Annotated in this window: 18 protein-coding genes; 11 read left to right on the forward strand and 7 right to left on the reverse strand. The window is 43.7% G+C overall.

The genetic code is table 11. The annotated features are described in order from the left end of the window. Positions 1 to 67: 67 nt before the first annotated feature. Complete coding sequence (locus JMX03_RS06730) at positions 68 to 937, forward strand: hypothetical protein (RefSeq protein WP_201595424.1); 870 nt, start codon at positions 68 to 70, stop codon at positions 935 to 937. A 1,241-nt stretch (positions 938 to 2,178) separates the two neighbouring features. Here the strand turns inward: JMX03_RS06730 and JMX03_RS06735 are convergent. The 3 genes from JMX03_RS06735 to JMX03_RS06745 all read right to left on the reverse strand — a co-directional run bounded on the left by JMX03_RS06735 (position 2,179) and on the right by JMX03_RS06745 (position 4,515). Further along, on the reverse strand, positions 2,179 to 2,973 hold the full coding sequence (locus tag JMX03_RS06735) for a 4'-phosphopantetheinyl transferase family protein (RefSeq protein WP_201595426.1): 795 nt from the start codon (positions 2,971 to 2,973) through the stop codon (positions 2,179 to 2,181). Positions 2,974 to 3,097: 124 nt separating this feature from the next. Then, positions 3,098 to 3,658 (reverse strand): peptidoglycan-associated lipoprotein Pal, encoded by a 561-nt coding sequence (gene pal / locus JMX03_RS06740; protein WP_201595428.1) that lies wholly within the window; start codon positions 3,656 to 3,658, stop codon positions 3,098 to 3,100. A gap of 140 nt (positions 3,659 to 3,798) precedes the next feature. Then, positions 3,799 to 4,515: a DUF6231 family protein gene (locus JMX03_RS06745; protein WP_201595430.1), complete on the reverse strand. Its 717-nt coding sequence runs from the start codon at positions 4,513 to 4,515 to the stop codon at positions 3,799 to 3,801. A gap of 301 nt (positions 4,516 to 4,816) precedes the next feature. Between JMX03_RS06745 and pepN the strand changes: the two genes are divergently transcribed. The 4 genes from pepN to JMX03_RS06765 all read left to right on the forward strand — a co-directional run bounded on the left by pepN (position 4,817) and on the right by JMX03_RS06765 (position 11,533). Then, positions 4,817 to 7,459: an aminopeptidase N gene (pepN, locus tag JMX03_RS06750; protein WP_201595432.1), complete on the forward strand. Its 2,643-nt coding sequence runs from the start codon at positions 4,817 to 4,819 to the stop codon at positions 7,457 to 7,459. A 237-nt stretch (positions 7,460 to 7,696) separates the two neighbouring features. Beyond that, positions 7,697 to 9,265, forward strand: coding sequence for an inorganic phosphate transporter (locus tag JMX03_RS06755; RefSeq protein ID WP_201595435.1), 1,569 nt, complete (start codon positions 7,697 to 7,699; stop codon positions 9,263 to 9,265). 110 nt (positions 9,266 to 9,375) lie between these two features. Beyond that, positions 9,376 to 11,220 carry a Na/Pi cotransporter family protein gene (locus tag JMX03_RS06760; protein WP_201595438.1) on the forward strand — a complete coding sequence of 615 codons (1,845 nt, stop codon included), beginning with the start codon at positions 9,376 to 9,378 and terminating at the stop codon, positions 11,218 to 11,220. Then, a complete protein-coding gene (locus JMX03_RS06765) occupies positions 11,207 to 11,533 on the forward strand; it encodes a hypothetical protein (RefSeq protein WP_201595441.1) in 327 nt (108 codons plus the stop codon). The genes JMX03_RS06760 and JMX03_RS06765 overlap by 14 nt, the downstream gene beginning before the upstream one ends. Before the next feature lie 51 nt (positions 11,534 to 11,584). On the opposite strand, the gene JMX03_RS06770 is transcribed toward JMX03_RS06765, so the two are convergent. Further along, positions 11,585 to 12,667, reverse strand: coding sequence for a 3-deoxy-7-phosphoheptulonate synthase (locus JMX03_RS06770; RefSeq protein ID WP_201574827.1), 1,083 nt, complete (start codon positions 12,665 to 12,667; stop codon positions 11,585 to 11,587). A 267-nt stretch (positions 12,668 to 12,934) separates the two neighbouring features. Here JMX03_RS06770 and lpxB point away from each other — a divergent pair, with 267 nt between their 5' ends. The 3 genes from lpxB (at position 12,935) to JMX03_RS06785 (ending at position 16,689) form a co-directional block, all read left to right on the forward strand. Then, a complete protein-coding gene (gene lpxB / locus JMX03_RS06775) occupies positions 12,935 to 14,230 on the forward strand; it encodes a lipid-A-disaccharide synthase (RefSeq protein ID WP_201595444.1) in 1,296 nt (431 codons plus the stop codon). 227 nt (positions 14,231 to 14,457) lie between these two features. Further along, positions 14,458 to 15,240, forward strand: a complete 783-nt coding sequence (locus tag JMX03_RS06780) for a ribonuclease HII (protein WP_227695430.1) — start codon at positions 14,458 to 14,460, stop codon at positions 15,238 to 15,240. 255 nt (positions 15,241 to 15,495) lie between these two features. Beyond that, on the forward strand, positions 15,496 to 16,689 hold the full coding sequence (locus JMX03_RS06785; RefSeq protein WP_201595447.1) for a spore germination YkwD domain-containing protein: 1,194 nt from the start codon (positions 15,496 to 15,498) through the stop codon (positions 16,687 to 16,689). A 274-nt stretch (positions 16,690 to 16,963) separates the two neighbouring features. Here JMX03_RS06785 and JMX03_RS06790 read toward each other — a convergent pair whose 3' ends face one another. After that, positions 16,964 to 17,545, reverse strand: coding sequence for a DUF924 family protein (locus tag JMX03_RS06790; protein WP_227695915.1), 582 nt, complete (start codon positions 17,543 to 17,545; stop codon positions 16,964 to 16,966). Between the two features lie 184 nt (positions 17,546 to 17,729). Here JMX03_RS06790 and nspC point away from each other — a divergent pair, with 184 nt between their 5' ends. Together nspC and JMX03_RS06800 are read left to right on the forward strand one after the other, a co-directional pair. Next, the gene (nspC, locus tag JMX03_RS06795; protein ID WP_201595453.1) at positions 17,730 to 18,962 is read left to right on the forward strand and encodes a carboxynorspermidine decarboxylase; all 1,233 of its coding nucleotides are present in this window, start codon (positions 17,730 to 17,732) and stop codon (positions 18,960 to 18,962) included. A gap of 284 nt (positions 18,963 to 19,246) precedes the next feature. Continuing rightward, entirely contained in the window at positions 19,247 to 20,521 is a 1,275-nt protein-coding gene (locus JMX03_RS06800; RefSeq protein WP_201595455.1) for a saccharopine dehydrogenase family protein, read from the forward strand. Positions 20,522 to 20,702: 181 nt separating this feature from the next. Here JMX03_RS06800 and JMX03_RS06805 read toward each other — a convergent pair whose 3' ends face one another. Next, positions 20,703 to 21,266: a biotin transporter BioY gene (locus JMX03_RS06805; protein ID WP_201595457.1), complete on the reverse strand. Its 564-nt coding sequence runs from the start codon at positions 21,264 to 21,266 to the stop codon at positions 20,703 to 20,705. A 115-nt stretch (positions 21,267 to 21,381) separates the two neighbouring features. On the opposite strand from JMX03_RS06805, the gene JMX03_RS06810 reads away from it, so the two are divergent. Next, a complete protein-coding gene (locus JMX03_RS06810; RefSeq protein ID WP_201595459.1) occupies positions 21,382 to 22,182 on the forward strand; it encodes a BPL-N domain-containing protein in 801 nt (266 codons plus the stop codon). Positions 22,183 to 22,280: 98 nt separating this feature from the next. Here the strand turns inward: JMX03_RS06810 and htpX are convergent, their stop codons facing one another. Then, on the reverse strand, positions 22,281 to 23,195 hold the full coding sequence (htpX, locus tag JMX03_RS06815; protein ID WP_201574819.1) for a protease HtpX: 915 nt from the start codon (positions 23,193 to 23,195) through the stop codon (positions 22,281 to 22,283). Between the last annotated feature and the right edge of the window lie 237 nt (positions 23,196 to 23,432).

A 23,432-nucleotide genomic window follows, 5' to 3' on the forward strand; every position in this document is an offset into this window, starting at 1 on the left:
TGTTTGAAAATACAATAAGACAATCTTTTTTTGTGGGCTAGATATTTCATACTTTAGGAGAACACAGATGAAACTTATTAAATTAACTGCTATTTCTGCTGCTGTTTTGGCATCAACTGCTGCACTAGCAGCTGAGCCAGTTGTCGTCGTTGATGGTAACGACGCAGTGGTATACGAAGCTGAGCCAGTTGCTGTTGCTTATGAAGCAGAACCTGCTAATGCTGGCATGATGGGCAAAACTGCGGGTGCTGTCCGTAACACGACGGGCGCTGTCGTTGGTGGTACCAAGACTTTCTTTAACACGGCTGTAAACCCAGCATCTGTTAGTGCTGAGATCGGTACACTAGGTTATGGTGCCAACATCGCTTGGTCGCTAAACGATAAGGTTGAACTACAAGCTGGTTGGGCAGGTGGTGATGTCTCTGATATCAAAGACAATTTTGATGTAAATGATATCGAATATGATATTGATGACGCTGACTTTAGCAACCCATACCTAGGCGTACAGGTACGTCCAGCAGCGAACTGGTTTACCATGGGCGCGGGTATCATCGTTCCTGACAATGATATCGAAGTAACCGCTAATGCCACAGGTCCAAACTATAGAATTAATAATGTCGATTATAATTATGAGGATACAGGCTCGTTATCAGGTACAATAGAGCATCGTAACAAGCTAGCGCCTTATCTAACAGTTGGTTTCCGTCCAAACATCGGGAACAATTGGGGTGTGTTCGGTGAAGTTGGTGCGGCTTACCTAGGTAAAACAGACGCTACAGTAACTGCAAGTGGGTCAGGTCCAGTTAGAGTTACAGGTGGCTCAACTACTACTGTCGATGCCAGTGAAGTCGCTGCTATTGCGCAGCAAGAGCTAGAAGATAAAAACTGGTTAGAGTGGATGCCAATTGTTAAAGTTGGTGCAACTTACCGCTTCTAAGCTAATCACAGTCTAAGTACTGTCATTAGTTAGCAAAAAAAGAACGACCCTTTTTAGGGTCGTTTTTTTATGTCTATAGATTTTAATTTTTATAGATTAATAGCGTAGACCATCATGACGCGCTATAGAGTTATGGAACTTATCATTGTACATGGTATGACATGCCTATATTAAAGCCATTGTATGCAGGCTATTTAAGCTCACACTGTCTTACTGTGTATAGTATTTCTAGCATCACCACCATATTGCTGTACATTTCATAAAGTAAGCATGAGTAACTTTTAGTAAGTTTTTGTTCTTTTGATGGTTTAGTATCATTTGGGTCGTTATATTGCTCGGCTACAATTTTTATCCTGTGGTTACTATGCTTGATGACATTGAGTGTAATGATACTGAAAAAATATATCTATATTGTAATTATGTAGGCAGAGAGGTATTGCATACTCGCCAGCGTACTCACATAAGATGGTCATTGCTCTTGTTCCAATTAATCATCACTGGCGGTTTATGGAGCCTTGTGGTTCTTCACCATTATCTGTTTAAGAGATCGTGGAAATGTACCGCCTGTGGACAGAGACAATAGAGTGAGCACTTTGTCTGTATTTGAGCCGATTATGGTCTTATGACTTTTTGATAAATGTGCCACACGCGCATAAAAATCTCTGCTATACATCAGCTCTAAAATCTCACTGCTAAAACATCAATTAATTCGTATATATGGAATGAAGAATTAATTTTGTTATAAGAATAGACTAAATTCGGTTCTATGGATATACTAATATCCTCAACCAACAAAAGTGTATTCTTAAACTGCTATGTGTGATGACATCGAAGAGAGATACGGGTATTGCGAGATTGTAAATAGAGAGGTAGTGTACACTCGCAAACGCACCAAACAAAACTGGGCATTGATTGTATTTCAGCTACTGATCACTGGGGGTTTGTGGGTTATTTTTATAGTTCATAATCTGTTGTTTTCTGCACCATGGAAATGCAGTGTTTGTGGGCGAAGGTATTATTAATTAACAAGTCCTCCCTATCTTAAAGCTATCAGTCGATGGTTTATTATTAAAACTACTTAACATATGTATCATTGTTATCAAAGCGACCCTAGTCAATCCTAAATAAAAGAAGCATAACCACCGTAGCGTGCTACTGATATCAATCAATCTATAAATCAACCAATCTTGCTCACCTGTCGTAACTGCTTAACCAAATCAGCTGCTAACAATAATAACGGTTCAAAAAACGATGATGACCTGTTGGGTCGGCGAAAATACGATTTGATAGCCAGATTCAGGGTGTTCAGAAAATCCGATTGCCGCGCTATTTGACTCAATATCTAAGTCGCTAATGACAGGCGCGTAGTTCATTCCTAGGCCTTGCGCCAGCGTATACTGATGAACCTTGATAAAGCTCTCTTTTACTTGCCACAATAGCTTGGATGCTAGAGGTCGATTTGCCGCTGGTAACAAGTTGAGCTTTGAGATCTCATCAGAATGATAAAATCGCTGCGCTACATGCCACTCCACATCATGAGTTTCGATATCGATACCAACCGCACGTCGATAGCTGATCGCGACTGCAACCTTGCTATGTGAACGGTCACCTGAGTGGCTAAAGCATACATAATACCTGTGCTCTGACAGCTGATAAGGGAACTGTGACTCGTCCAAGGTATCATCAATATCCAGTGTCAAAAGCAGCTGCTGCAGTAGTAAACGCACACCAACACGCTGCTGCTGGCGTTTATTCTGGGCATCTTTGTGTGCTGATACTGGCTGTTGCTCAGCAACGTATTGCCAAGCAATATTGCTAAGATCAATTAAGGGATTGTACTTATTAGCATTGCTGCTATGAGGTGTAGCGGGTACTCGCGGTGTCAAAAAGGGCGATAAATGATGAGCGTGTGTGGGCTGCGCCATTGAGCTAACATCGGCAGTGGCACACCATGTTGTGGCGTCAAGCTGAGTATATTGAATCCGACTGAGCTTTAGGTTTTGCATAGTCTGTACATATCTATCAGTAAGTTTCATTAAAACTGCTTAATCAAAAATTTCCATCCAAACCGTTCGATCAAAATAGAAAAAGCCTAGCAATATGCGTATTGCTAGGCTTTTATTATATATGCTGTGAGTGACTAATTGTGATTAAAACACCTTAGTAAGACAGCTCAGCGCGGCGGTTTTGGGCATGGGCTTCTTCAGTAGTACCAGTGGTGGCCAGACGCTCTTCACCATAGCTGATGACACGGATATTGTTGGCAGGGACGCCTTGGGCAGCTAAGTAACCACTGACAGACTGTGCACGGCGCTCACCAAGTGCCATGTTGTACTCGCGGCTACCGCGCTCATCAGTGTGACCTGCGATAAGCACGCCTGCTGCTGGGTTTGAGCTGAGCAGACTGGCATGCTGATTTAAGATATTGGCAGCATCTGCTCTGATATCACTTCTATCAAAATCAAAGTAAACCACAGCTTGTAGATTGTCAGCAGCAGTCACGATGGCATTTGGATTATCGACGATGATAGCGCCGGTATATCCTGCTTGAACGCCTGGGATACCCAAAGGCGCGACCACAACCTCAGAGGTAGAGCGCTTGGTAGCACACCCTGTAGTGAGTGCTACAGCACTTGATAACACAGCCAGCGCTGCGATTTTAGCAAAGCGACTGCTGTTAGAGATAGAGACCAGCTTAGATGAAGTTTGAATAGTTGACATGTCGAGCTCCTAAATTTTTAATCAATTTGTTATTGTTAAAACTGCTTATAAGAAAACCTAGGCAATTGCTACCCATAATAGAATCGTTGTTACGTTATGTAAATAGCATTACTGTAAATGATGTCAAATTCAAGCAGTTTTTACCAACGATGCTTGTCCCAGTTTTCAGGATTGGCCCAATAATCGCTATTCAGCCAGTTAGGCAGTTTTTTATAATCATATAAGTTAAATTGCCACAAGGTTAATGATGGCTCTGATCGTGCAGGTGGTAGTGAAGATGTTATGGGTAATTGAGTCTGCTCCAAAAGATCCAGCGGGGTAAAACCATAGGCGCGCAAGTCTAATGCCTCATCAAGAGCGACGAGCATGTGTGCCGCATACAGATCACGGTAACGCATGAGTAGTGGTATATGCTGCTGCAGGGTCTCAGCTGATAGGTTTGGTAACCAAAAGCAGGCGAGTTGATGGCGCTGCGGTATCGGCTGCATGGTAAGCTCTTGTAGGGTAAACAAAGCCGCCTCGTGAACTACATCTTCTTTATCACCATTGACAGCACTATCCTTCTGGTGATGGTTAGCGAGTAGGGGTCGCAACTCGCTGAGTGCTTGTTGATTCTCTACTGCCCAAAGTAGCTCAGGTATTGGCTTGGCTATAGACTTGGCTAAAGATTGATTATGAGAGGTTTGTGCCGCCTGTCTCGAGTCTTCAGACAAAATGTCACATGCTTTGTTAGGATTGTTAGGATTGTTAGGGGTGTTTGGACTGCCGGGCGTGGGCAATAATGCCTGTATATAGTCGTGTAAAAACATTAGGGTAGTGGTATTCAGGTCGGTAGTGCTTGCCGATCGGTCAGTCACAGTGTCTTACCAGTTGGTTAGGGTTTTTGAATATAGCTAGTATAAAATATAAACAGTAGGTTTGCTGACTGAGTTTCTATACTTTGAGGATGAGTAGTCTTTGGCTTTTGCAGCCATTAAGTCTTAACGGCTATTGAAGTTTGACAATATTAGGCCAATCTAGCATTAGAGTTGAGTATCATGTAGCCTATGGCTCAACACTCATATTTTGTATTGTAAAAATAACAGTATTGCATGAACAGCCACAAAAAAATCACAACCCAACAGTCCCAAAAAAACAGCCAAAATAATAGGAATACCCATGTCTATCACTGCAACCGATGCCCCAGCTATCAATACTAGTATCAATCCAGAACTGCCTGATGTACCGCCACATGCTCCAAAGAAGATCCATCTAAAAGACTATCAGCGACCAAGCTATGATGTAGATACGGTCGATTTAGACATTAGGATTTTTGACGATCATGCGCTGGTAGATAGCAAGCTGGTTATGAATCGTCAGGCAGCAGGCGATTTGGTGCTATATGGTGAAGATGTAGAGCTGCTAAACATAAAGATCAACGGCGAAACGCTTAGCGCTGACCGTTACAGCCAACATGATGGCAAGCTGACGATTACCGATGCGCCTGAGCAGTTAACGGTGCAGCTGCAAGTACGGATTTGTCCGCAGACGAATACGGCACTGGAAGGTCTATACATGGCTGGTACTGGTAGCGAGACCATGTTTGTCAGTCAGTGTGAGCCAGAAGGCTTTCGCAAGATTACCTTTTATCCTGATCGTCCTGATGTGCTTGCAATCTTTACCACGCGCCTTGAGGCCGATAAGCGCTATCCAACATTACTCGCCAATGGTAATTTAATCGAGCAGGGTGATGTCGCTGATGCACCAGAGCGCCATTATGCTATCTGGCATGACCCGACCAATAAGCCAAGCTATCTGTTTGGCTGTGTGGTGGCAGACTTGGATGTGCTTACGGATCACTATACGACCAGTGAAGGTCGCGAAGTGACACTTGAGCTATATGCAAAAACCGAAGACATCGATAAATGCCATGTCGGTATGCAGGCACTCAAAGACGCCATGGAGTGGGATGAGGTCAATTATGGCCGCGCCTATGATTTGGATCGTTATATGATTGTAGCGGTCAGTCAGTTCAATATGGGGGCGATGGAAAATAAGGGCTTAAATATCTTTAATACCGCCTGTGTCTTGTCTAGCCCTGAAACCACGACGGATACACGCAGCTTCAATGTCAAAGCGGTCATCGCTCATGAGTACTTTCATAACTGGACAGGCAACCGCATTACCTGCCGCGACTGGTTTCAGCTGTGCCTAAAAGAAGGCTTGACCGTCTATCGCGATCAGTCGTTTTCAGCAGATCATCAATCAAGCGCGGTGCAGCGTATTGATGATGTCGCTACTTTACGTGCCCATCAGTTTGCAGAGGATGCAGGGCCGCTTGCGCATCCAGTGCGCCCAGAGAGCTTTGTGGAAATCAATAACTTCTATACCACAACCATCTATGAGAAAGGCGCGGAAATCGTACGCATGTTGGCCAATACTTTAGGCCCAGAAAAGTTCCGCCAAGGGACCGATGAATACTTCCGTCGTTATGATGGGCAAGCGGTGACGGTTGAGGACTTTTTATCTGCATTGAGTATTGCTGATAATAAAGTCGAAGACTTTATCCATTGGTACCGTCAGCCGGGCACGCCAGTCGTTTCAGGTCATCAAAACTATGACAGCCAGACGCAAACACTAACCATTACTTTGAGTCAGCAGACGCGTCATGTACCTGGGTTTGATGCTCCAAAGCCCTTGCCAATTCCTGTTGCAACGGCGCTGTTTGACTCAGATTCTGGAGCTATTATTAGTGAACGTATGTTATTGCTGGAGCAAGCTGAGCAAAGCTTTAGCTTTGAAGGTGTGAGCAGTGAACCTATCGTCTCATTACTGCGCGATTTTAGTGCGCCAGTGCAGCTCAATTATGACTATCAAGATGAAGACTTGGCGTTTTTGCTCAAACATGAGACCAATGGCTTTAACCGCTGGCAAGTGACACAGCTACTGGTCAATCGTATCTTACTACAAAATCATAACCCTAGCGTTTATTTACAAGCGCTGGCCGATACCTTGCCACAGCTAGCCATAGAAGATGCAATGTTGGCGGCGCGTTTGCTCGATATCCCCTCAGCACGTGAACTGGCTTCTGCCATTCATAAAGATTATGACCCAGAATTAATCAAACAGCAGCGCGATGGCTTGTATCAACAAGTCGCAGATTCGTTAGCCGAGCAGTGGATGGCGCTCTATGAGCAGCTACCGATACAGGCCTATGAAGATAGCCCTGAAGCGCGCGGCGCACGTGCCTTGCGTAATGTGATATTAGATATGGCTTTGACGGCTAACGTTGCCAATGCGGCTGAGTGGGCGCAGCAGCAGTATGAGAATGCTGGCTGTATGACTGAGCGTTTTGGTGCGCTAAAAGCAATGGTCGATCATCAGGTTGCCAGCGCAAATGATTATTTGGCTGATTTTTATGAGCGCTTTCAAGAGGATGACTTAGTCATTGATCTGTGGTTTAGCGTGCAAGCATCTGCTGATAAGGTCAATACTGATGATATTACAGCGCTGCTCAATCATGCAGACTTTGATTGGAACACACCCAATCGTGTGCGCTCAGTGATCAGTGCCTTTACTACGCAGCCCACTGTTCTATGGACATCAGAAGGCTTGGATATCTATACCGATGTGATTCAAAGGCTCGATGAGGCCAACCCTGTGCTAGCTTCACGGTTATTACAGGTGCTCGCGCGTTGGTATACTTTGATTGAACCACGTCGTCAAATGGCACAGGAGCAATTAATAGAGCTGCAAAAACAAGCGTCATCAAAGCATGTGCTTGAGAGCTTAGATAGCGTGCTAGGGGCAGCGAAGAGTTAATCTATGGGCAGATATTGACGTTTTGAGATGTTGAGTATTAAAAAAAGCTAAACTGGTTCGCTGGTTTAGCTTTTTAAATGCCCATTATTTAATAACCTTTGAATTAAAGCTATACTGATAGTGTGGATTTAGTTATTCTAAGAACACCTTGTAGATAAATCAGCACACCCTCCAAAATCTGGTTGATATCCTTTTATCAGATGTCTCTTTTATCCAGCAACAAAAGGCATGTGTGGCATGGATCTAAAAAGTATTGAAACAATTGAGAAAAAGTCAGGCTTTAGTCGCGGAGAAGCGCTGCGTATGGCTTGGGTATTGGCATTTATCATGGGGGTGATGCTGTATACCCATTTTAATACTGCTGATGTGCCTGGCCGTATGATGCTGATCGTAGCGGCGATGATTGGCGGCTATATGGCATTGAATATCGGTGCCAATGATGTTGCCAATAATGTCGGACCTGCTGTCGGTTCGCAAGCTTTGACCATGGTCGGGGCGATTATTATTGCGGGCATATTTGAGGCAGCTGGGGCATTGATTGCTGGCGGGGATGTGGTCAGCACGATTAAAAGCGGTATCATCGATCCCAGTATGATTCAGGATAGTTCGGTTTTTATTTGGGTGATGATGGCGGCCTTGCTGGCAGGCGCGGTGTGGCTGAACTTTGCTACGGCAGTAGGCGCGCCAGTATCGACCACGCATTCTATCGTCGGCGGCGTGATGGGGGCTGGCATCGCGGCTGGGGGCTGGGGCATCGTCAACTGGAGTCAGATGGCGGCGATAGCATCTAGCTGGATCATCTCTCCGGTCATGGGCGGGGTTATTGCCGCCGGCTTTCTTATGCTTATCAAACATACCATTACTTATAAAGACGACAAAATAGCAGCGGCCAAGCGTATGGTACCGCTGCTGATATCATTAATGGCATGGTCATTCACCACTTACCTCATCATGAAAGGGCTAAAAAAGCTATGGGAGCTGAGCTTTCCCATGGCGCTGGGCATGGGTTTTGTCGTTGCCATTGTCATTTATCTAATTATCAAACCTTTAATCGCCAAAGCCGCTGATAAAATTGAAAATGATAAAAATGCCATCAATTCTCTTTTCACGGTGCCTTTGATATTTGCCGCGGCTATGCTTAGCTTTGCTCATGGAGCCAATGACGTTGCCAATGCTGTAGGGCCACTCGCGGCGATTAGTGATGCGATTACCAGCGGCGGCATCGCTAGCGAAGCCTCTATTCCTTTGTGGGTGATGATGGTCGGCGCGATAGGCATCGTACTAGGTCTAGCGCTATTTGGCCCCAAGCTGATTCGTACTGTGGGCTCGGAGATTACCGAGTTAAATAAGATGCGTGCTTTTAGCGTGGCTATGGCGGCATCGATTACTGTGATTATTGCTTCACAATTGGGCCTGCCGGTGAGCTCTACCCATATCGCTGTGGGCGGTATTTTTGAGGTAGGGTTTCTGCGTGAATATATCAAAAAATCTTACGATATTATGGTCAGAGAGATTATGGAGCATCATAAAGCGTCTGAGCATGAAGTGGTCGAGGCGTTTTTAAAAGACTTTCAAAAAGCGTCAGTGGCTGGCAAGCATAGCATGCTGCAAACGTTAAAAGAAAATAACACAGCAACTCACTTTACCAAGCGCGAAAGAAAAAATTTAAAAAAGGTCTACCGCCGTGAGTTAGTAAAGCGCTCGGCACTGCTTAGAATCGCCGCTGCTTGGGTGATAACGGTACCAGCTTCTGCTATTTTGGCCGCCTTAATTTTTTATACCATCAGAGGTGCATTGCTGCCTTAATAAAACAGCATTTTTTCATTTGGTTTTTGGTTTTTAGGATTTGAATTTTTAATGAGGTCTTTAAAACAGCTTTTTAACATAAATTGTATCATCAGCAGGTAAGCCATCGCATGTATAGAAGAATAATACTGCTCACTGTATTCTTAGTTTTATCTTATGGTTTTTGGATCAGTCCTAACCTAAAGCAAATCAGTGCGGGTGTGGCGATATTCTTGTTTGGCATGCTAGCGCTAGAGGAGGGCTTTAGAGCTTTCACTGGTGGACTGCTTGAGAAGATTTTGAAAAAAACCACCACAGGTCTTTGGAAAAGCATGAGCTTTGGGGTGGTTACCACTACCTTGATGCAGTCTAGCTCTTTGGTCTCTGTCATTACCATCTCGTTTTTGTCCGCAGGTTTAATCAGTTTGGCATCGGGTATTGGTATTATTTTTGGCGCAAACTTAGGGACGACGACAGGGGCTTGGCTGGTGGCAGGCTTTGGCCTAAAAGTCGATATTGCCGCCTATGCGATGCCCATGCTGGTATTTGGGATTATTTTAATACTACAAAAATCTAAGCATCTAAAAGGCGTGGGTTATATATTGGCAGGCCTAGGGTTTTTATTCCTCGGTATCCATTATATGAAGGAGGGCTTTGAGCTCTTTCGGGAGAATATTGATTTAACCGCTTATGCCATGACGGGTCTCAAAGGCTTGCTGCTCTATACCTTGATTGGTATCGCGGCAACGGTGATTATGCAATCAAGCCACGCCACCTTGGTGCTGATCATAACCGCTTTAGCGAGCCAGCAAATCACTTATGACAACGCCTTAGCACTAGCCATTGGCAGTAATATCGGCACCACCATCACCGCGATAATCGGTGCCATCAGTGCTGGGGTCAATGGTAAACGGTTGGCTGCCGCGCATCTGGTCTTCAACGTGATTACAGGTTTGGTGGCAATTGCTCTGATCTCACAATTGATGCTATCGGTTGACTGGTTGTCCGAGCGCTTAAACATAGCGGCTGACAATTACACCCTAAAACTGGCGGTCTTTCACACCTTATTTAATCTATTAGGCGTCATTTTGATGGTGCCTTTCATCGGTAGGCTGGGTGATGCCATTACCAAACTGCTCCCCGATAAAGCTTATGCGGTTGCTGAACCCATGTATTTAAAAGACTCTGCTTTGGATATTCCCGAGCTTGCCGTAGAGGCCGTCCACAAAGAAATCCTAAATCTAGGTGATTACTTCTTTGGGATAATATGTCATGGATTGAGCTTTAGGGTAAAAGATATTCGCTCAAATACACCGATACAAGAGGTCATAGACTCTTTTGAAAAACCCATTCCTGTCAATTTGGATGAGGAATATACCAATAAAATAAAAGGGCTTTATGTAGAGATAGTGAACTATATTGGCAGAATAAATAACGAAAACATGTCTGCTGCGCAAAGTAATGAGATATTCGAGCTACGCTCTGCGGGCAGAAGTATGCTGGCCGCCATCAAAAGCACCAAACATCTCCATAAAAACCTATCCAGATACTTGAGTGATCCCAATCCCTATGTGCGCGCTGAATATAATAAAATCCGCTATCGCTTAGGGACTATTCTTAGAAGCTTGGCTGAGATACAAGAGGATCCCGATGAACTTAGAACGGTGCTACCAACCATTGAGGCAATGAGGGTGGATATAATGCAAGCAGATCAGCGTTTTGTCTCTGATATGAATCAACTTATTCGCGAAAGAAAAATCACCGGCGCTATGGCGACATCCTTGATGAATGACAACAACTATACCAATAATATCGCCAATCAGTTGCTTGAGATTGCCACGATACTGTTTAAAAGTGCTGATGCAGACATGCATGAAGTGGAACAAAGCCTCATGCTAGATGAGCAAGAAACTGCCGATGCTATTGCCGCTCGTAAAATCAAAGAACAGGAGAGTGTGACCCATGAAAGCCAATAAAATAATGGAAATGGCAGACGAGTATTTGGGAGCCGAGAACCGTAAGCGTAAAGAAAAGATAAAGTACTTAAAAGAAGTTCTCAAAAAGCTAAGGAAACGGGAAAAGAAGCTGGAGTTAAAGTTTGCAGAGGACGACAGTAATAAAGAGAAGATATCTAACGAACTCGCCTTGATTCATGCACATAGAAAAAAGGGACTAGACCTGTTACAGCAGCTTGAAAAAGAACGTAAAGAATCCAAACTGGCAAAAAAAGCAGCCAAGCTAGAAGCTCAAATAGAACAAACAGAGCAAGATACTAAAAAGCCCCTCTAATACCATGAGTAGAGTACTAGAGGGGCTTTTTGGTTTTCATAAAGTACAAGGTTAACGATTAGGCAATACGTCTTTTACCATGTCACGTAAATTGTGTAGAGCAGTAACCGTGCTGTCCCAGTCGAGGCAACCATCAGTGATAGATTTACCATACTCAAGCTGACTCAAATCAGCGGTGAGCTTTTGATTACCGCCTTTGAGATGACTTTCTATCATCATACCGATGATGGACTTGTTACCGTTTTGAATCTGCTCAGCAACGTTTTTGATGACCATCGGCTGTAAGTAGGGGTCTTTACCAGAGTTGGCATGGCTTGAGTCGATCATAATCTTGGAGCTAACTTTGCCTTTGGCGAGCTCGTTTTCTACTTGAGCGACCGCAGTTTCATCATAGTTAGGCTTACCGTTACCACCGCGAAGTACCACGTGCGCGTAAGGGTTACCTTTAGACTTGATGATAGAAACCTGACCGTCTGCCGATAGACCTAAGAAGCTATGACCGGCTTTGACCGCTTGCATGGCGTTTACCGCGACTGTCATGCCGCCGTCTGTACCGTTTTTGAAGCCGACAGGACATGATAACCCTGAGCTCATCTCACGGTGTGTCTGACTCTCGGTAGTACGTGCACCAATCGCTGACCAGCTGATCAGGTCTTGCATGTACTGCGGCGTGTTTGGATCTAGTGCTTCGGTGGCACAGGGCAAACCTTTTTCGTTTAGATCGATCAGGAGTTTACGAGCAGTACGTAGGCCTTTTTCGATATCAAAGCTGTCATTCATGTCAGGGTCATTGATCATGCCTTTCCAGCCAACTGTGGTGCGCGGCTTTTCAAAATAGACTCGCATCACGACAAAAATACTGTCTTCGACTTCTTTTGCTAATACGGCCAAGCGATCAGCATATTCGTGTGCTGCCTTGATATCGTGGATAGAGCAAGGGCCGATGACCACAAACAGGCGCTTATCTTCACCGTTCAAAATATTTTGGATGGTCTGACGACCTTTTAAGACAGTATGATAAGCTTTATCTGTCAATGGAAGCTCAGTTTTTAGCTCAGCTGGAGTGATCAAAGGGATGAATTGTTCAATATTCACGTCATCAATATCTGCGTTGTGAGTAACTGGTGTTGTCATAATTATACGTCGTCTAGCTAATTTATAGGGATATTCATTATGGGGTGAAAAACGTCCGTTGACAAGGGCAGTCGGCAAGATTATTGACTGATAACAGGAATGTCACAACCAAAACTTTGTTATACTTGCCCGCCATTTGAGTCTGTGCAGTCATTTTGAGCCTGTATGGCTTGGCTATTGTGACTGTCGTCACGTATGATTGTTATAGCACCTGTCTGCTGTATCATTATGTTATCTATTATGTCCTACCCATATAGAGAGTTTGTTATGACTGATTCTGTTACGCCCCTCGTATCTACATCATCTGTTATAACGGATGCCCAGATTGAGAATGAGGGACAAAAGAAGCCACTGGTCATTGGTATCGTTGCAGGCGAGGTGTCTGGCGATAGTTTGGGCGCAGACTTTATGCAGCAGATGAATAACTTACGGGATGATGTCGTTTGGGTCGGTGTGGGCGGTGCAAAAATGCAGGCGCAAGGACTGCAAAGTATCTTTCCGTTATCACGCTTAGCGGTGATGGGTCTGGTAGAAGTGATGGCACAGTTGCCTGACTTATTGAAGGCGCGTCGCGAGTTGTTAGAAGCCTTTAAAGTCGCTCATATCGATTGGTTTATCGGTATAGATGCCCCTGATTTTAACCTACGTGTCGCCAAAAAGCTGAAGCCAAAAGGCGTATTCTGTGTGCAGTATGTCAGTCCCTCGATTTGGGCATGGCGTGAGTCACGTATCCACGGTATCAAGGCGGCGACCAATCTGGTGCTGTGCTTGTTTCCGTTTGAGCTAACAGTATATGAGCGTCACAATCACCCTGCGATCTGCGTCGGACATCCGCTATTACGCACGATCAATCAAAGGTTAGTAGATACACCGACCAATCAGCTGCGCAGTGAGCTGGTTTGGCATAATGATGGCTTGCAGCAGTTTTTTATTGAGCGCTTTGATGACGTCAGTCAGCTTATTTGCGTCATGCCAGGGTCACGCCGCGGGGAGATTACCGCTATTTTGCCTTTGATGCTAGATGGTATCCAAAGACTGCTGTTACTTGATCCTAAGCTGTGTTTTATCATTCCAACCGTTGATCAAAACCATCAGTATATCGTCCAAGACGTCATCGATCAGCGCTCAGAGCAACTGCGTGGCGCCATTGTCGTCGTCTATGATGAAAGCCAGCCAAACTTTAGTCAACAAGCGATGGCGTCTTCTGACATTATTATGTTGGCATCGGGTACTGCGACGTTTGAGGCGATGTTACTCGAGCGTCCGATGGTGGTCATCTATCAGTTAAATCAGCTGACTTATCAGGTTGCTAAGCGTTTGGTAAAAGTCCCTTATGTGGCACTGCCTAATATTCTAGCTGGCAGCGCAATTGTGCCTGAGCTGGTCCAAGAGCAGGCCAGTGGCGATAATATCTGTCGTACCGTGATGCGGCTGTTACAACCCCGTGCCTATGCTGAGCAACTGCAAGATCTGGTGACCACCAAGCAAGAGCTACAGCAACAAAGCAACCATGACCCTGCAAACAGTGTGGTTGCAGAGTGGTTCGCTCAAAGAAAGTCTTAACGACGACTCATTGAATTACTAGAGAGTGCGCTAATAAAAACTACCTAAAAGTTTAATAAAAATTTTCATAAAAAGTCTAATGCTATGAGTAATGAGTGTCATCTAAAAAGCAATATCGAAAGTCGTAACAATACTGACGTTGGTCATGATAAAGAGGGCAGGATTAAAGATATTACGACTATTAATCGTCATATAACCATATCGATGTCAAAGGCCAATACGTTAGCTTGGTGGCTCCGATTCATCTAACAGGCCAGCTGCATGTTACCGATGAGTTTCTACAGGACTTATCTAAATTAAGCTTAGACGTAGAACGTCGTCCATTACAAATAGGCGTTGATGAAGCAGGTCGCGGGCCTTTGCTCGGCAGCGTCCATGTGGCTGCTGCCATATTGCCAACGACGTGGTCAGGTCTGATTGAGATGCAGCCATTGAAAGACACGCCACTATCGATACTGACCGACTCTAAGCAGCTCAGTGAAAAAAAACGCGACATGCTTTATCCCATCGTGCAGCAGCATGCTGTTGGATATGTCGTGGCTGAAATTCCAGCGGCGGTGATTGATCAGGTGAATATTCTGCAAGCAACTATGCTCGGTATGCGACTGTGTACAGAAGAGTTATTAGTCGTGGTCGCAGAGCATGTTGCGCGCGCTACAAATGCTGTCTCTTGTCCGATACAAGCGCAAATACTATTCGATGGCAATCGTTGCCCTGAGCTTGATTGTAAGCGACTGGCGGCATCAAAAATAACGCAATCAGCTATCGACTGCCAAGCATGGGTAAAAGGCGATGCGCGTCATACCAGTATCGCAGCGGCGAGTATATTAGCCAAAGTCAGTCGTGATCAAACCATGTATGATTTGGACTCTCAGTACCCGCAATACGGTATTGCTAAGCATAAAGGCTATCCGACTCGCGCTCATATAGAGGCGATTGAGAGTTATGGGGTGTTGTCAGAGCACAGACGCAGCTTTGCACCTGTGAGGCGAGCGCTCGAAAATACATAAGCGGAAGTTTTAACCAGTCAGCTGTATACTAAAATAGCCTAAGCAAAAATATTAAATTATCCACGCTGATCTTAAGTCATATTCATTACATCTCTTAAAGTAATCCTCAAAACCCATATGATATGATGTCAAACTATTTTCTACAGAAGGTATATTTGTGGTTATAAACGGTGATTGCGTCCTAAATTGGCATAATTATTGCTCATTTTAATCATGGTTGCCCCACATACTTATACAGTTACTTTAGGATAAATGATGACATTTAATACTTCAGAGAGAAGACTTGCCATTGCCCTTTTTGCGGCGCTGTTTTTGACAGCTTGTGGTGGGGGTGATAGCCCGAGTAACAGCAATGATGGTAACCCTACACCTTCGATACCAGAAGAGCCTTCTGAGCCTATACAGCCTAATGTGCAAACTGAAAATGACAAAGCAATCGCTAGCAATGATGCTATTGCCGCACTGGTTGCAAGTAATACTATCAGTCTTGCGCGTACCAGCTGTGGTCTCGAGGGTTTAGATAATGATCCAGCGCTTGAAGAGATTGCTACCAAACACGCTAACTATATCAAGCACGTATTTGCCAACAGCACGCCGACAGCATTTAATGCGCACTATGAAGGTGAAATTAAAGACATTAAAGCATGGACAGGAAAAAACAACCCGTTTTTTACGGGTAATATATTTGAGGATCGTATAAGAAAGGCAGCATATCCTAATGCAATGTATGGCGTAACTGAGAATATCGGTCATACATATTATTATAGCTCTGCAGGTAATATTGCGACGCCTGAAAATGCCGCTGAGTCAATGGCCAAATCCTTACTGGCAGCACCTTATCATCTGCGCTCTTTGATGATGCCAAGTTTACGTTTGGCAGGGACGAGCATGGTTACTTATACACCTTATGGCAAAAAAGCAGCTTATAACAAAGGCTATGTTTTAAATCACAATGCAGCTGCAACTTCAGCCATTAATAATGCAACTTTTAAAGGTGTTTTTACTTACCCTTGTCAGGACGTCAAAGGTACGGTAACGGCTCTTTATAATGAAAGCCCTAACCCAGTCAAAGACACTGGTCGTGACTTATATATGAATCCTATCGGTCAGCCTGTCTATATTCATGTACCATTGGCCGCCAGCATTAAAGTCAGTAATGTAAAGTTCCATGACGTCAAACGTAATATAAATGTGCCCGTTCAATTGCTTGATGCTGATAATGACCCATACAAAGGCCATACTAACTATCAGCTACCAGTAAACGAAGCATTTATTATGCCGCTCACCGATGATCTACAGAGCTGTGACATGCAACGTGCCCCAAATCAAAGTCAGCAATGCGGGCTGTATAGTAATAGTGAGTATCGTGTCAGCTTTGATGTGTTAATCGATAATAAAACCTTAAATAAACAATCGTTTACTTTTACCACCGGTGAGGTGACTTATTAGCTATAGTCGATACTAAATAAAATGGATAGGTTATTTAATAATGCGAAATTGGTATAAGTCTTCTAGCTTGCTGTGCCTACGCCGACAGAGGCTATAAAACCAACATTAAAAAACTAAGCATCCCAGTTCCGCTGTATATTTTTCATATTAGACTGACTATAAGTGACCTAGATAGCATAGAGCAATAAGGGCGGAATCAGATAACTGGTTCAGCCCTTCTTGTTTAGAAAGTGTTTTCAGCTACGAAACGTGTAAACCTCTGCAAACTGCTGTCTTAAAATGATGAGTTCGGCTGCTTTAAGAAGGCTTCCTCTTCTTCAGTCGACTCACGATCTAATACGTCGTTACGATGTGGATAACGGCCAAATCGATCAATGATTTCTTTATGACGGTGTTCAAAATCTAGGGTATTTGCATCATTTAGCTGCTCGAACAGCGGCAGATAGCGTTCATGTATCATCGTTGACTCAGAGTGCATAAACGGCATAATAATAAACCTGCGCCACTGCATCGGCAAATTATCAAACTGAGGCTGTTTAATGGCTTCTTGTGCCAATACCAGTGCCATGCCATCCTGTGCAAAAGCATCCGCTTGCCCGCGACATAGATTGCGTGAAAACTGATCTAACACAATAATTTCTGCCAGTCTTCCAGCCAAAGCTGTGATAGAGCTGTTGCTGTCTGTCTGTGATGTTGCAAGCCGCCAAGTCACACATTCACCATGTTTTGCAGATTGCCAAATGTTGCCAAACTTCTCTTTTATCTGCTTATCAAAGTCGTCGTTTTGCGCAAACCAATATTGCTCATTGTTTTTATCAAACCAAAAATCCAAGACTGCACGCGCATCAGAGTTCAGATGCGTTAAGTCAATATTATTTGGATCGAGCTGAGATAAATTGGCTTGGCTAGTAGCGGTGGAATAATCGGTTGAGAGTGACATAAAATATTCTAATTAAGATGGATTTAGTCTACTATAGCGCAAATAACTAACCCTGTCATGGTCTGTCATGCTGCCAACAGCAGCTATTAGGTAACCTCTTATGAATCCAAAAAATTCGCTACAAAGCAATAATTTATCACTACTACCAACGCCATATTATCTGCTAGATGAAGCGGCAATCGTTGCCAATATGCAGATTATCGCGCGTCTGTGTGAGTTGTCTGGCGCCAAGGCATTACTCGCGCTCAAATGCTTTGCCACTTGGGGGGTGTTTGATGTGATGCAGCCTTATTTGCATGGTACGACCTCATCGTCGCTCAACGAAGTGCGTTTGGGCTATGAAACCTTTGGCAATAATAGTACTGATAATAATGAAGGCAATGACAAAGATAAAAAAGAAACGCATGCCTATAGCGTGGCCTATAGCGCGGATGAAATCGATGAAGTTTTAAGCTATGCAGATAAAATTATCTTTAACTCAATCTCGCAGCTAAATGCTTTCAAAGAGCAAGCCCGTGCACAGAACATTCCAGTAGGGTTGCGATTAAACCCAAAGACCAGCAACTCGTCATTTATCATTGCTGATCCTGCGCGGCCTTTTAGCCGTCTTGGTGAACATGACAAAGATAAAATTGCCGCCGTGCTTGATGAGATTACTGGGGTGATGATTCATAATAACTGTGAGAATGATAGCTTTGAAGCGTTTAGTGCAAGCTTGGCTGATATCGAAGACAGATTTGGTAATGTTTTAGCCCAGTTAGAATGGGTAAGCTTGGGCGGTGGTATTCACTTTATCGCGCCTGATTATCCGCTGGAAAAATTAGCAGCTCGTTTAAAAGGCTTTAGTGAAAAATATGGCGTACAAGTTTATCTTGAGCCGGGTGAGGCAAGTATCCATGGCGCTGGCTCATTAGTCACCACAGTATTAGATACCATGCACAATGAAAAGAACTTAGCCGTCGTCGATGCCTCTATCGAAGCACACATGCTTGATTTACTAATTTATCGTGAGTCAGCGCCAATTGCGTCTATTAATGTAGAATTAATGGATATTATGCCTGTCAATAAAGACCAAGTAGATGATGCCCCTGAAAATACTATTATATACGGTCGTTCTTGCTTGGCAGGCGATATATTTGGCGAGTATGTACTACTTAGCCATTTACAAGTGGGTGATAAGATTACGTTTGGCAATGCCGCAGGCTATACCATGGTAAAGAAAAACTGGTTTAACGGTGTCAATATGCCCGCAATCGTTATCCGTCGCCTGGATGGTAGTATCGATATTCAGCGCGAGTTTGATTATCAAGATTACAAAGCCAGTTTGTCTTAATTTAACTGTTTTATTGGCTTGTTTTATACTATTAAAAACAAAGGCTTAAGGCTATTTTTCGGTAAGTTTAATAACTATGTTTTTTATGCATTATTTTTACCGATAACTGAATAAAAGTTGTTATAATCGCCTCGGGCAAATAGCCATTAAAAAAATGGTGCTTGCCCGACGGGTGCGTGGGTTTTCCTCGGTCTTCCTTTTTAATTCACGCATATCATTCACTCGTTTCTGTTTTGCATAGCCATATCAATGGTATCGACAGGGACACAAAGGAGGATTGTTCATTGAACACAAACCAAAAAACCAACCAAAGCAAAAAAGACGTACTCATCATCGGAGCAGGCGGTGTCGCTCAAGTGGTCGCGCATAAGTGTGCGATGCATAATGATGTGCTCGGCGAGATTCATATCGCCTCACGTACTAAAGATAAGTGCGATGCCATCGCTCAAAGCGTAAAAGACAAAGCGAGCTTTAAGCAAGCTGCTGTCTTGCATACGCACCAAGTCGATGCTATGGACAGCCAAGCTGTCATCGATCTTATCAACGATACGGGCATTCAAATCCTAATCAATGTCGGCTCGGCATTTATCAATATGACTGTATTAGAAGCTTGTATTGAGACGGGCACTGCCTATATCGATACTGCCATTCATGAAGATCCACGCAAGATTTGTGAGACGCCGCCATGGTATGACAACTATGAATGGAAACGCAAACAGCGCTGTGCGGACAATAATGTAACGGCAATCTTAGGTGCAGGATTTGATCCAGGTATGGTCAATGCCTATGCGCGTCTTGGCTATGACATGATGGATGCCGGTTCGGTGACTGATATTGATATTATCGATATCAATGCAGGTAGCCACGGAAAGTACTTCGCGACCAACTTCGACCCTGAGATTAATTTCCGTGAATTTACCGGTACGGTCTACTCTTGGCAGGACAGCAAATGGCAGTCTAACAAGATGTTTGAAGTGAAGCGTACCGATGATTTGCCAGTCGTTGGCGTGCAAAACAGTTACTTAAGTGGTCATGACGAGATTCATTCCTTATCAGCCAATTTAGACGTGCCGAATATTCGCTTTTGGATGGGTTTTGGTGAGCACTACATTAATGTCTTCACTGTACTACAAAGTTTAGGTCTGTTGTCTGAGCAGCCGGTGATGACTGCGGAAGGACAAGAAGTGATTCCGTTAAAAGTGGTCAAAGCTGTATTACCAGATCCAAGCTCTCTTGCGCCGAATTATACGGGCAAGACCTGCATCGGTGACAAGGTTAAAGGTAAAATAAACGGCGTTGATACTGAAGTATTTATCTATAATATCTCAGATCATAAAGAAGCTTATAACGAGGTCGGTAGCCAAGGTATCTCTTATACCGCAGGCGTGCCACCTGTTGCTGCTGCGATGCTGGTTGCGACTGGTGAGTGGGATGCTGGCAAGATGGTCAACGTTGAAGAGCTGGATGCCAAGCCATTTATCAATCTATTGAATAAGATTGGTTTGCCAACGCGTATCAAAGATAGCGCGGGTGATAGAGCATTAGAGTTTGATATTTAATACGCTATAGCTGCTTAAGAGCAACCTATCTATTATTGAATCGAGTTTGTTATTGAATCCAGTACAAAAGATTGGGTAATTAATTGCAAAAGGACTGAACTCTGTATTCAACAGGGTTCAGTCCTTTTTATTTAAACGACAATATTTAATTAGATCGTTGGGCGCTTTAGTACAGCTATGATTATAGCTTTGAGAAAAACTTATGCGTTGGTACGACTAGGGCAGCTGCCAATACCGCTTTGATAATGCCACCAATGATAAACGGATACAAACCAAATTGTAGGACAGTTCCTTCTGGTACAAACAAAGATAAATGCATCAGACCAAACACAAAAGTAGCGGCAGTTGCGATAAGTGCAACCACAGTGCTCATAAAGTAGCTCTTTAATATGCCTTTATCACTGAAATACCCTAAAATGGCAACCGTGGCAATAAATCCGTACAAATAGCCACCTGTAGGGCCAAAAAAGGCAGCAATGCCTGCAGAGCCATTGGCGAATACAGGAAGACCGATAGCGCCTTGGAACAAATATAGAAGTACTGCTGCTACGCCAGCCTTTCTACCTAATGAGAGACCTACTACCGTAACAGCAAGGGTTTGGCCTGTGATGGGTACTGGGTACATTGGTACTGAGATTTGCGCAAACAAAGCGATCATCAAAGATCCAAAAATGGCTTTAATAAAAAAAGCGGCCTGCTCATGAGAAATAAGCCACTGTTTAGTCGATGTTAATACGGTTGACATAGGTATTCCTTTCTTATTGATTTATAGTGTACGGATGTATACTTGAATTAAAAAAATATACTATTGCTCATTGAGTTGCAACTTTTTATTTTAATAGCTTTGGGATCTAACTTTTATGACAAAGAAGGCAATCAGTATCTGGGTGTATGATGACGAAGGTGTTAGTGAGTTGAGCGTAAGATCTGCATTAGCAACTGCCAAAACGAAACTGTCAGCAAACTATACTATACAAGTGAGTACTATCTCTAGTAAAGATATTCTGGATAACAAACTCAATGAGGAGACGCAAGAATTAGGTGTTTTGATTATGCCGGGAGGCGCGGACCTACCTTATTGCAAAAAGCTTAACGGACTTGGCAATGATATCATTCGTGACTTTGTTCATCGTGGTAATCTTTATATCGGTATCTGTGCAGGCGGTTATTACGGAGCTCGTGACATTGAATTCTTTGGTGAGGGTTATGAGATTAGAGGTGCTCGTGAGTTGGCTTTCTTTTCGGGAACAGCAATCGGTAGCATAAAGTCGTTGACCAATGGGCAGCTGTATGATGAGAAAGTAACTTCTAAGGCTGTCATTAACTTGGACTATGCAGATGGAAAGCAAGACGAAGTGTATTATCATGGCGGCTCATATTTTTTGAGCGATGAAAATGCTGCTTTTGATACGTTAGCTACGTACAGTGATGGTGAAAATGCCGTTATCAGCGGTGATTTTGGGCGAGGGCAGTATTTACTCTCAGGCGTGCATTTTGAGCTGTGTCCTGAGGTCTATGAACAATATGCACTCGCGCAAGCAAATGCTACTGATATAGAAAAAGAAAAGTCTTTGTTATCGGCCATCAGTAATGAACGCTATGGCGCGCTTATATACAAACAAATTGAGAATATGATTGCAGAAGTATTTAATAACAACTGATAGATGCGGCGTAGGGTATGCACGCTACGCATCTATCAGTTTAAAGCCATACCAGTGATATGCAGTAGCATTTCAAGTGTTTTATATCACGCTTCTTACTATGCCTTACTAGGATTATACTTCCTCAACGCCGCAATACGGTCATCAAGCGTTGGATGTGAGCGGAAAAGGTTGGCGATACTAAAGCCTGTAGACTGCCCTGAGGAGATCGCAAAGGCTTTCATGCTTTCTGGCATTTGATCTGGACGTTGTGCAGAAGGACGCAAGGCATCAAGGGCACTAATCATTTTGTCTTTACTGGCAAGCTTTGCACCCATCTCATCAGCACGAAATTCGCGTAGGCGTGAGAACCACATCACGATAGCAGATGCCAAGAATCCAAGCAGAATATCCATCGCAATACTGGTAACAAAGTAACCAATACCAGGGCCATCGCTGGTATTCTTAAAGACAGTACGGTCAACGAAGCTACCGATAATACGGGCAAAGAACATCACAAAGGCGTTTACCACTCCTTGGATGAGTGCAAGGGTCACCATGTCACCGTTGGCCACATGACCAATCTCATGCGCCAAGACTGCTTCCACTTCGTCAGGTGTCATGTTTTGTAGTAGGCCAGATGACACCGCAACTAGCGCCTTGTTTTTATTCCAGCCTGTTGCAAACGCATTTGGCTGGGTGTTATTAAAAATCCCCACTTCTGGCATACCAATATTGACTGCGCGGGCTTGTTTAGCGACGGTATCTACCAGCCATTGTTCCGTGGCATTGCTTGGCGTTTCAATGACAACCGTTCCCGTTGATCTTTTTGCCATCCATTTTGAGATAAATAGCGAAACCATCGAGCCAACCATGCCGTATATACCGCACATAATGGCAAGACTGGTGTAATTTAGCCCACCTGCGCTGTGTACGCCACCAATCCCAAAAAATCTGGATAAAATACCAAACACGATGCTAAATACCACAATCACCGCTAAGTTGGTTAATAAAAACAATCCAATACGCATCATTACGCTAACTTCCTAATTCAAATTTAATATTTTTTATGTTTTATGTTTTAACTTTACATTAAATGGCGTTGTTTTGATAAATAACAATCCCAGTTAATGTCTAAACATTACTGGCTGTTTATTAGTTTCTGCTGAGTGGGTAACTGTTGCCAATATTTAACCATGTTAAAAATCATAGGATCATAACTAAGAACACATCACAAAAAACGCCCGATATATTATCGAGCGCCTTTATTA

The sequence above is a fragment of the Psychrobacter fulvigenes genome, from assembly GCF_904846155.1.
In the GTDB taxonomy this organism is placed as follows: Bacteria; Pseudomonadota; Gammaproteobacteria; order Pseudomonadales; family Moraxellaceae; genus Psychrobacter; species Psychrobacter fulvigenes.

What these genes read in the sequence shown, in the direction of transcription:
- JMX03_RS06735 (WP_201595426.1), bottom strand. Translation starts at nt 2,973, where the DNA reads ATGAAACTTACTGATAGATATGTACAGACTATGCAAAACCTAAAGCTC.
- lpxB (WP_201595444.1), top strand. Translation starts at nt 12,935, where the DNA reads ATGACTGATTCTGTTACGCCCCTCGTATCTACATCATCTGTTATAACG.
- nspC (WP_201595453.1), top strand. Translation starts at nt 17,730, where the DNA reads ATGAATCCAAAAAATTCGCTACAAAGCAATAATTTATCACTACTACCA.
- JMX03_RS06770 (WP_201574827.1), bottom strand. Translation starts at nt 12,667, where the DNA reads ATGACAACACCAGTTACTCACAACGCAGATATTGATGACGTGAATATT.
- JMX03_RS06760 (WP_201595438.1), top strand. Translation starts at nt 9,376, where the DNA reads ATGTATAGAAGAATAATACTGCTCACTGTATTCTTAGTTTTATCTTAT.
- htpX (WP_201574819.1), bottom strand. Translation starts at nt 23,195, where the DNA reads ATGATGCGTATTGGATTGTTTTTATTAACCAACTTAGCGGTGATTGTG.
- pepN (WP_201595432.1), top strand. Translation starts at nt 4,817, where the DNA reads ATGTCTATCACTGCAACCGATGCCCCAGCTATCAATACTAGTATCAAT.
- JMX03_RS06810 (WP_201595459.1), top strand. Translation starts at nt 21,382, where the DNA reads ATGACAAAGAAGGCAATCAGTATCTGGGTGTATGATGACGAAGGTGTT.
- JMX03_RS06785 (WP_201595447.1), top strand. Translation starts at nt 15,496, where the DNA reads ATGACATTTAATACTTCAGAGAGAAGACTTGCCATTGCCCTTTTTGCG.
- JMX03_RS06730 (WP_201595424.1), top strand. Translation starts at nt 68, where the DNA reads ATGAAACTTATTAAATTAACTGCTATTTCTGCTGCTGTTTTGGCATCA.
- JMX03_RS06765 (WP_201595441.1), top strand. Translation starts at nt 11,207, where the DNA reads ATGAAAGCCAATAAAATAATGGAAATGGCAGACGAGTATTTGGGAGCC.
- pal (WP_201595428.1), bottom strand. Translation starts at nt 3,658, where the DNA reads ATGTCAACTATTCAAACTTCATCTAAGCTGGTCTCTATCTCTAACAGC.
- JMX03_RS06755 (WP_201595435.1), top strand. Translation starts at nt 7,697, where the DNA reads ATGGATCTAAAAAGTATTGAAACAATTGAGAAAAAGTCAGGCTTTAGT.
- JMX03_RS06805 (WP_201595457.1), bottom strand. Translation starts at nt 21,266, where the DNA reads ATGTCAACCGTATTAACATCGACTAAACAGTGGCTTATTTCTCATGAG.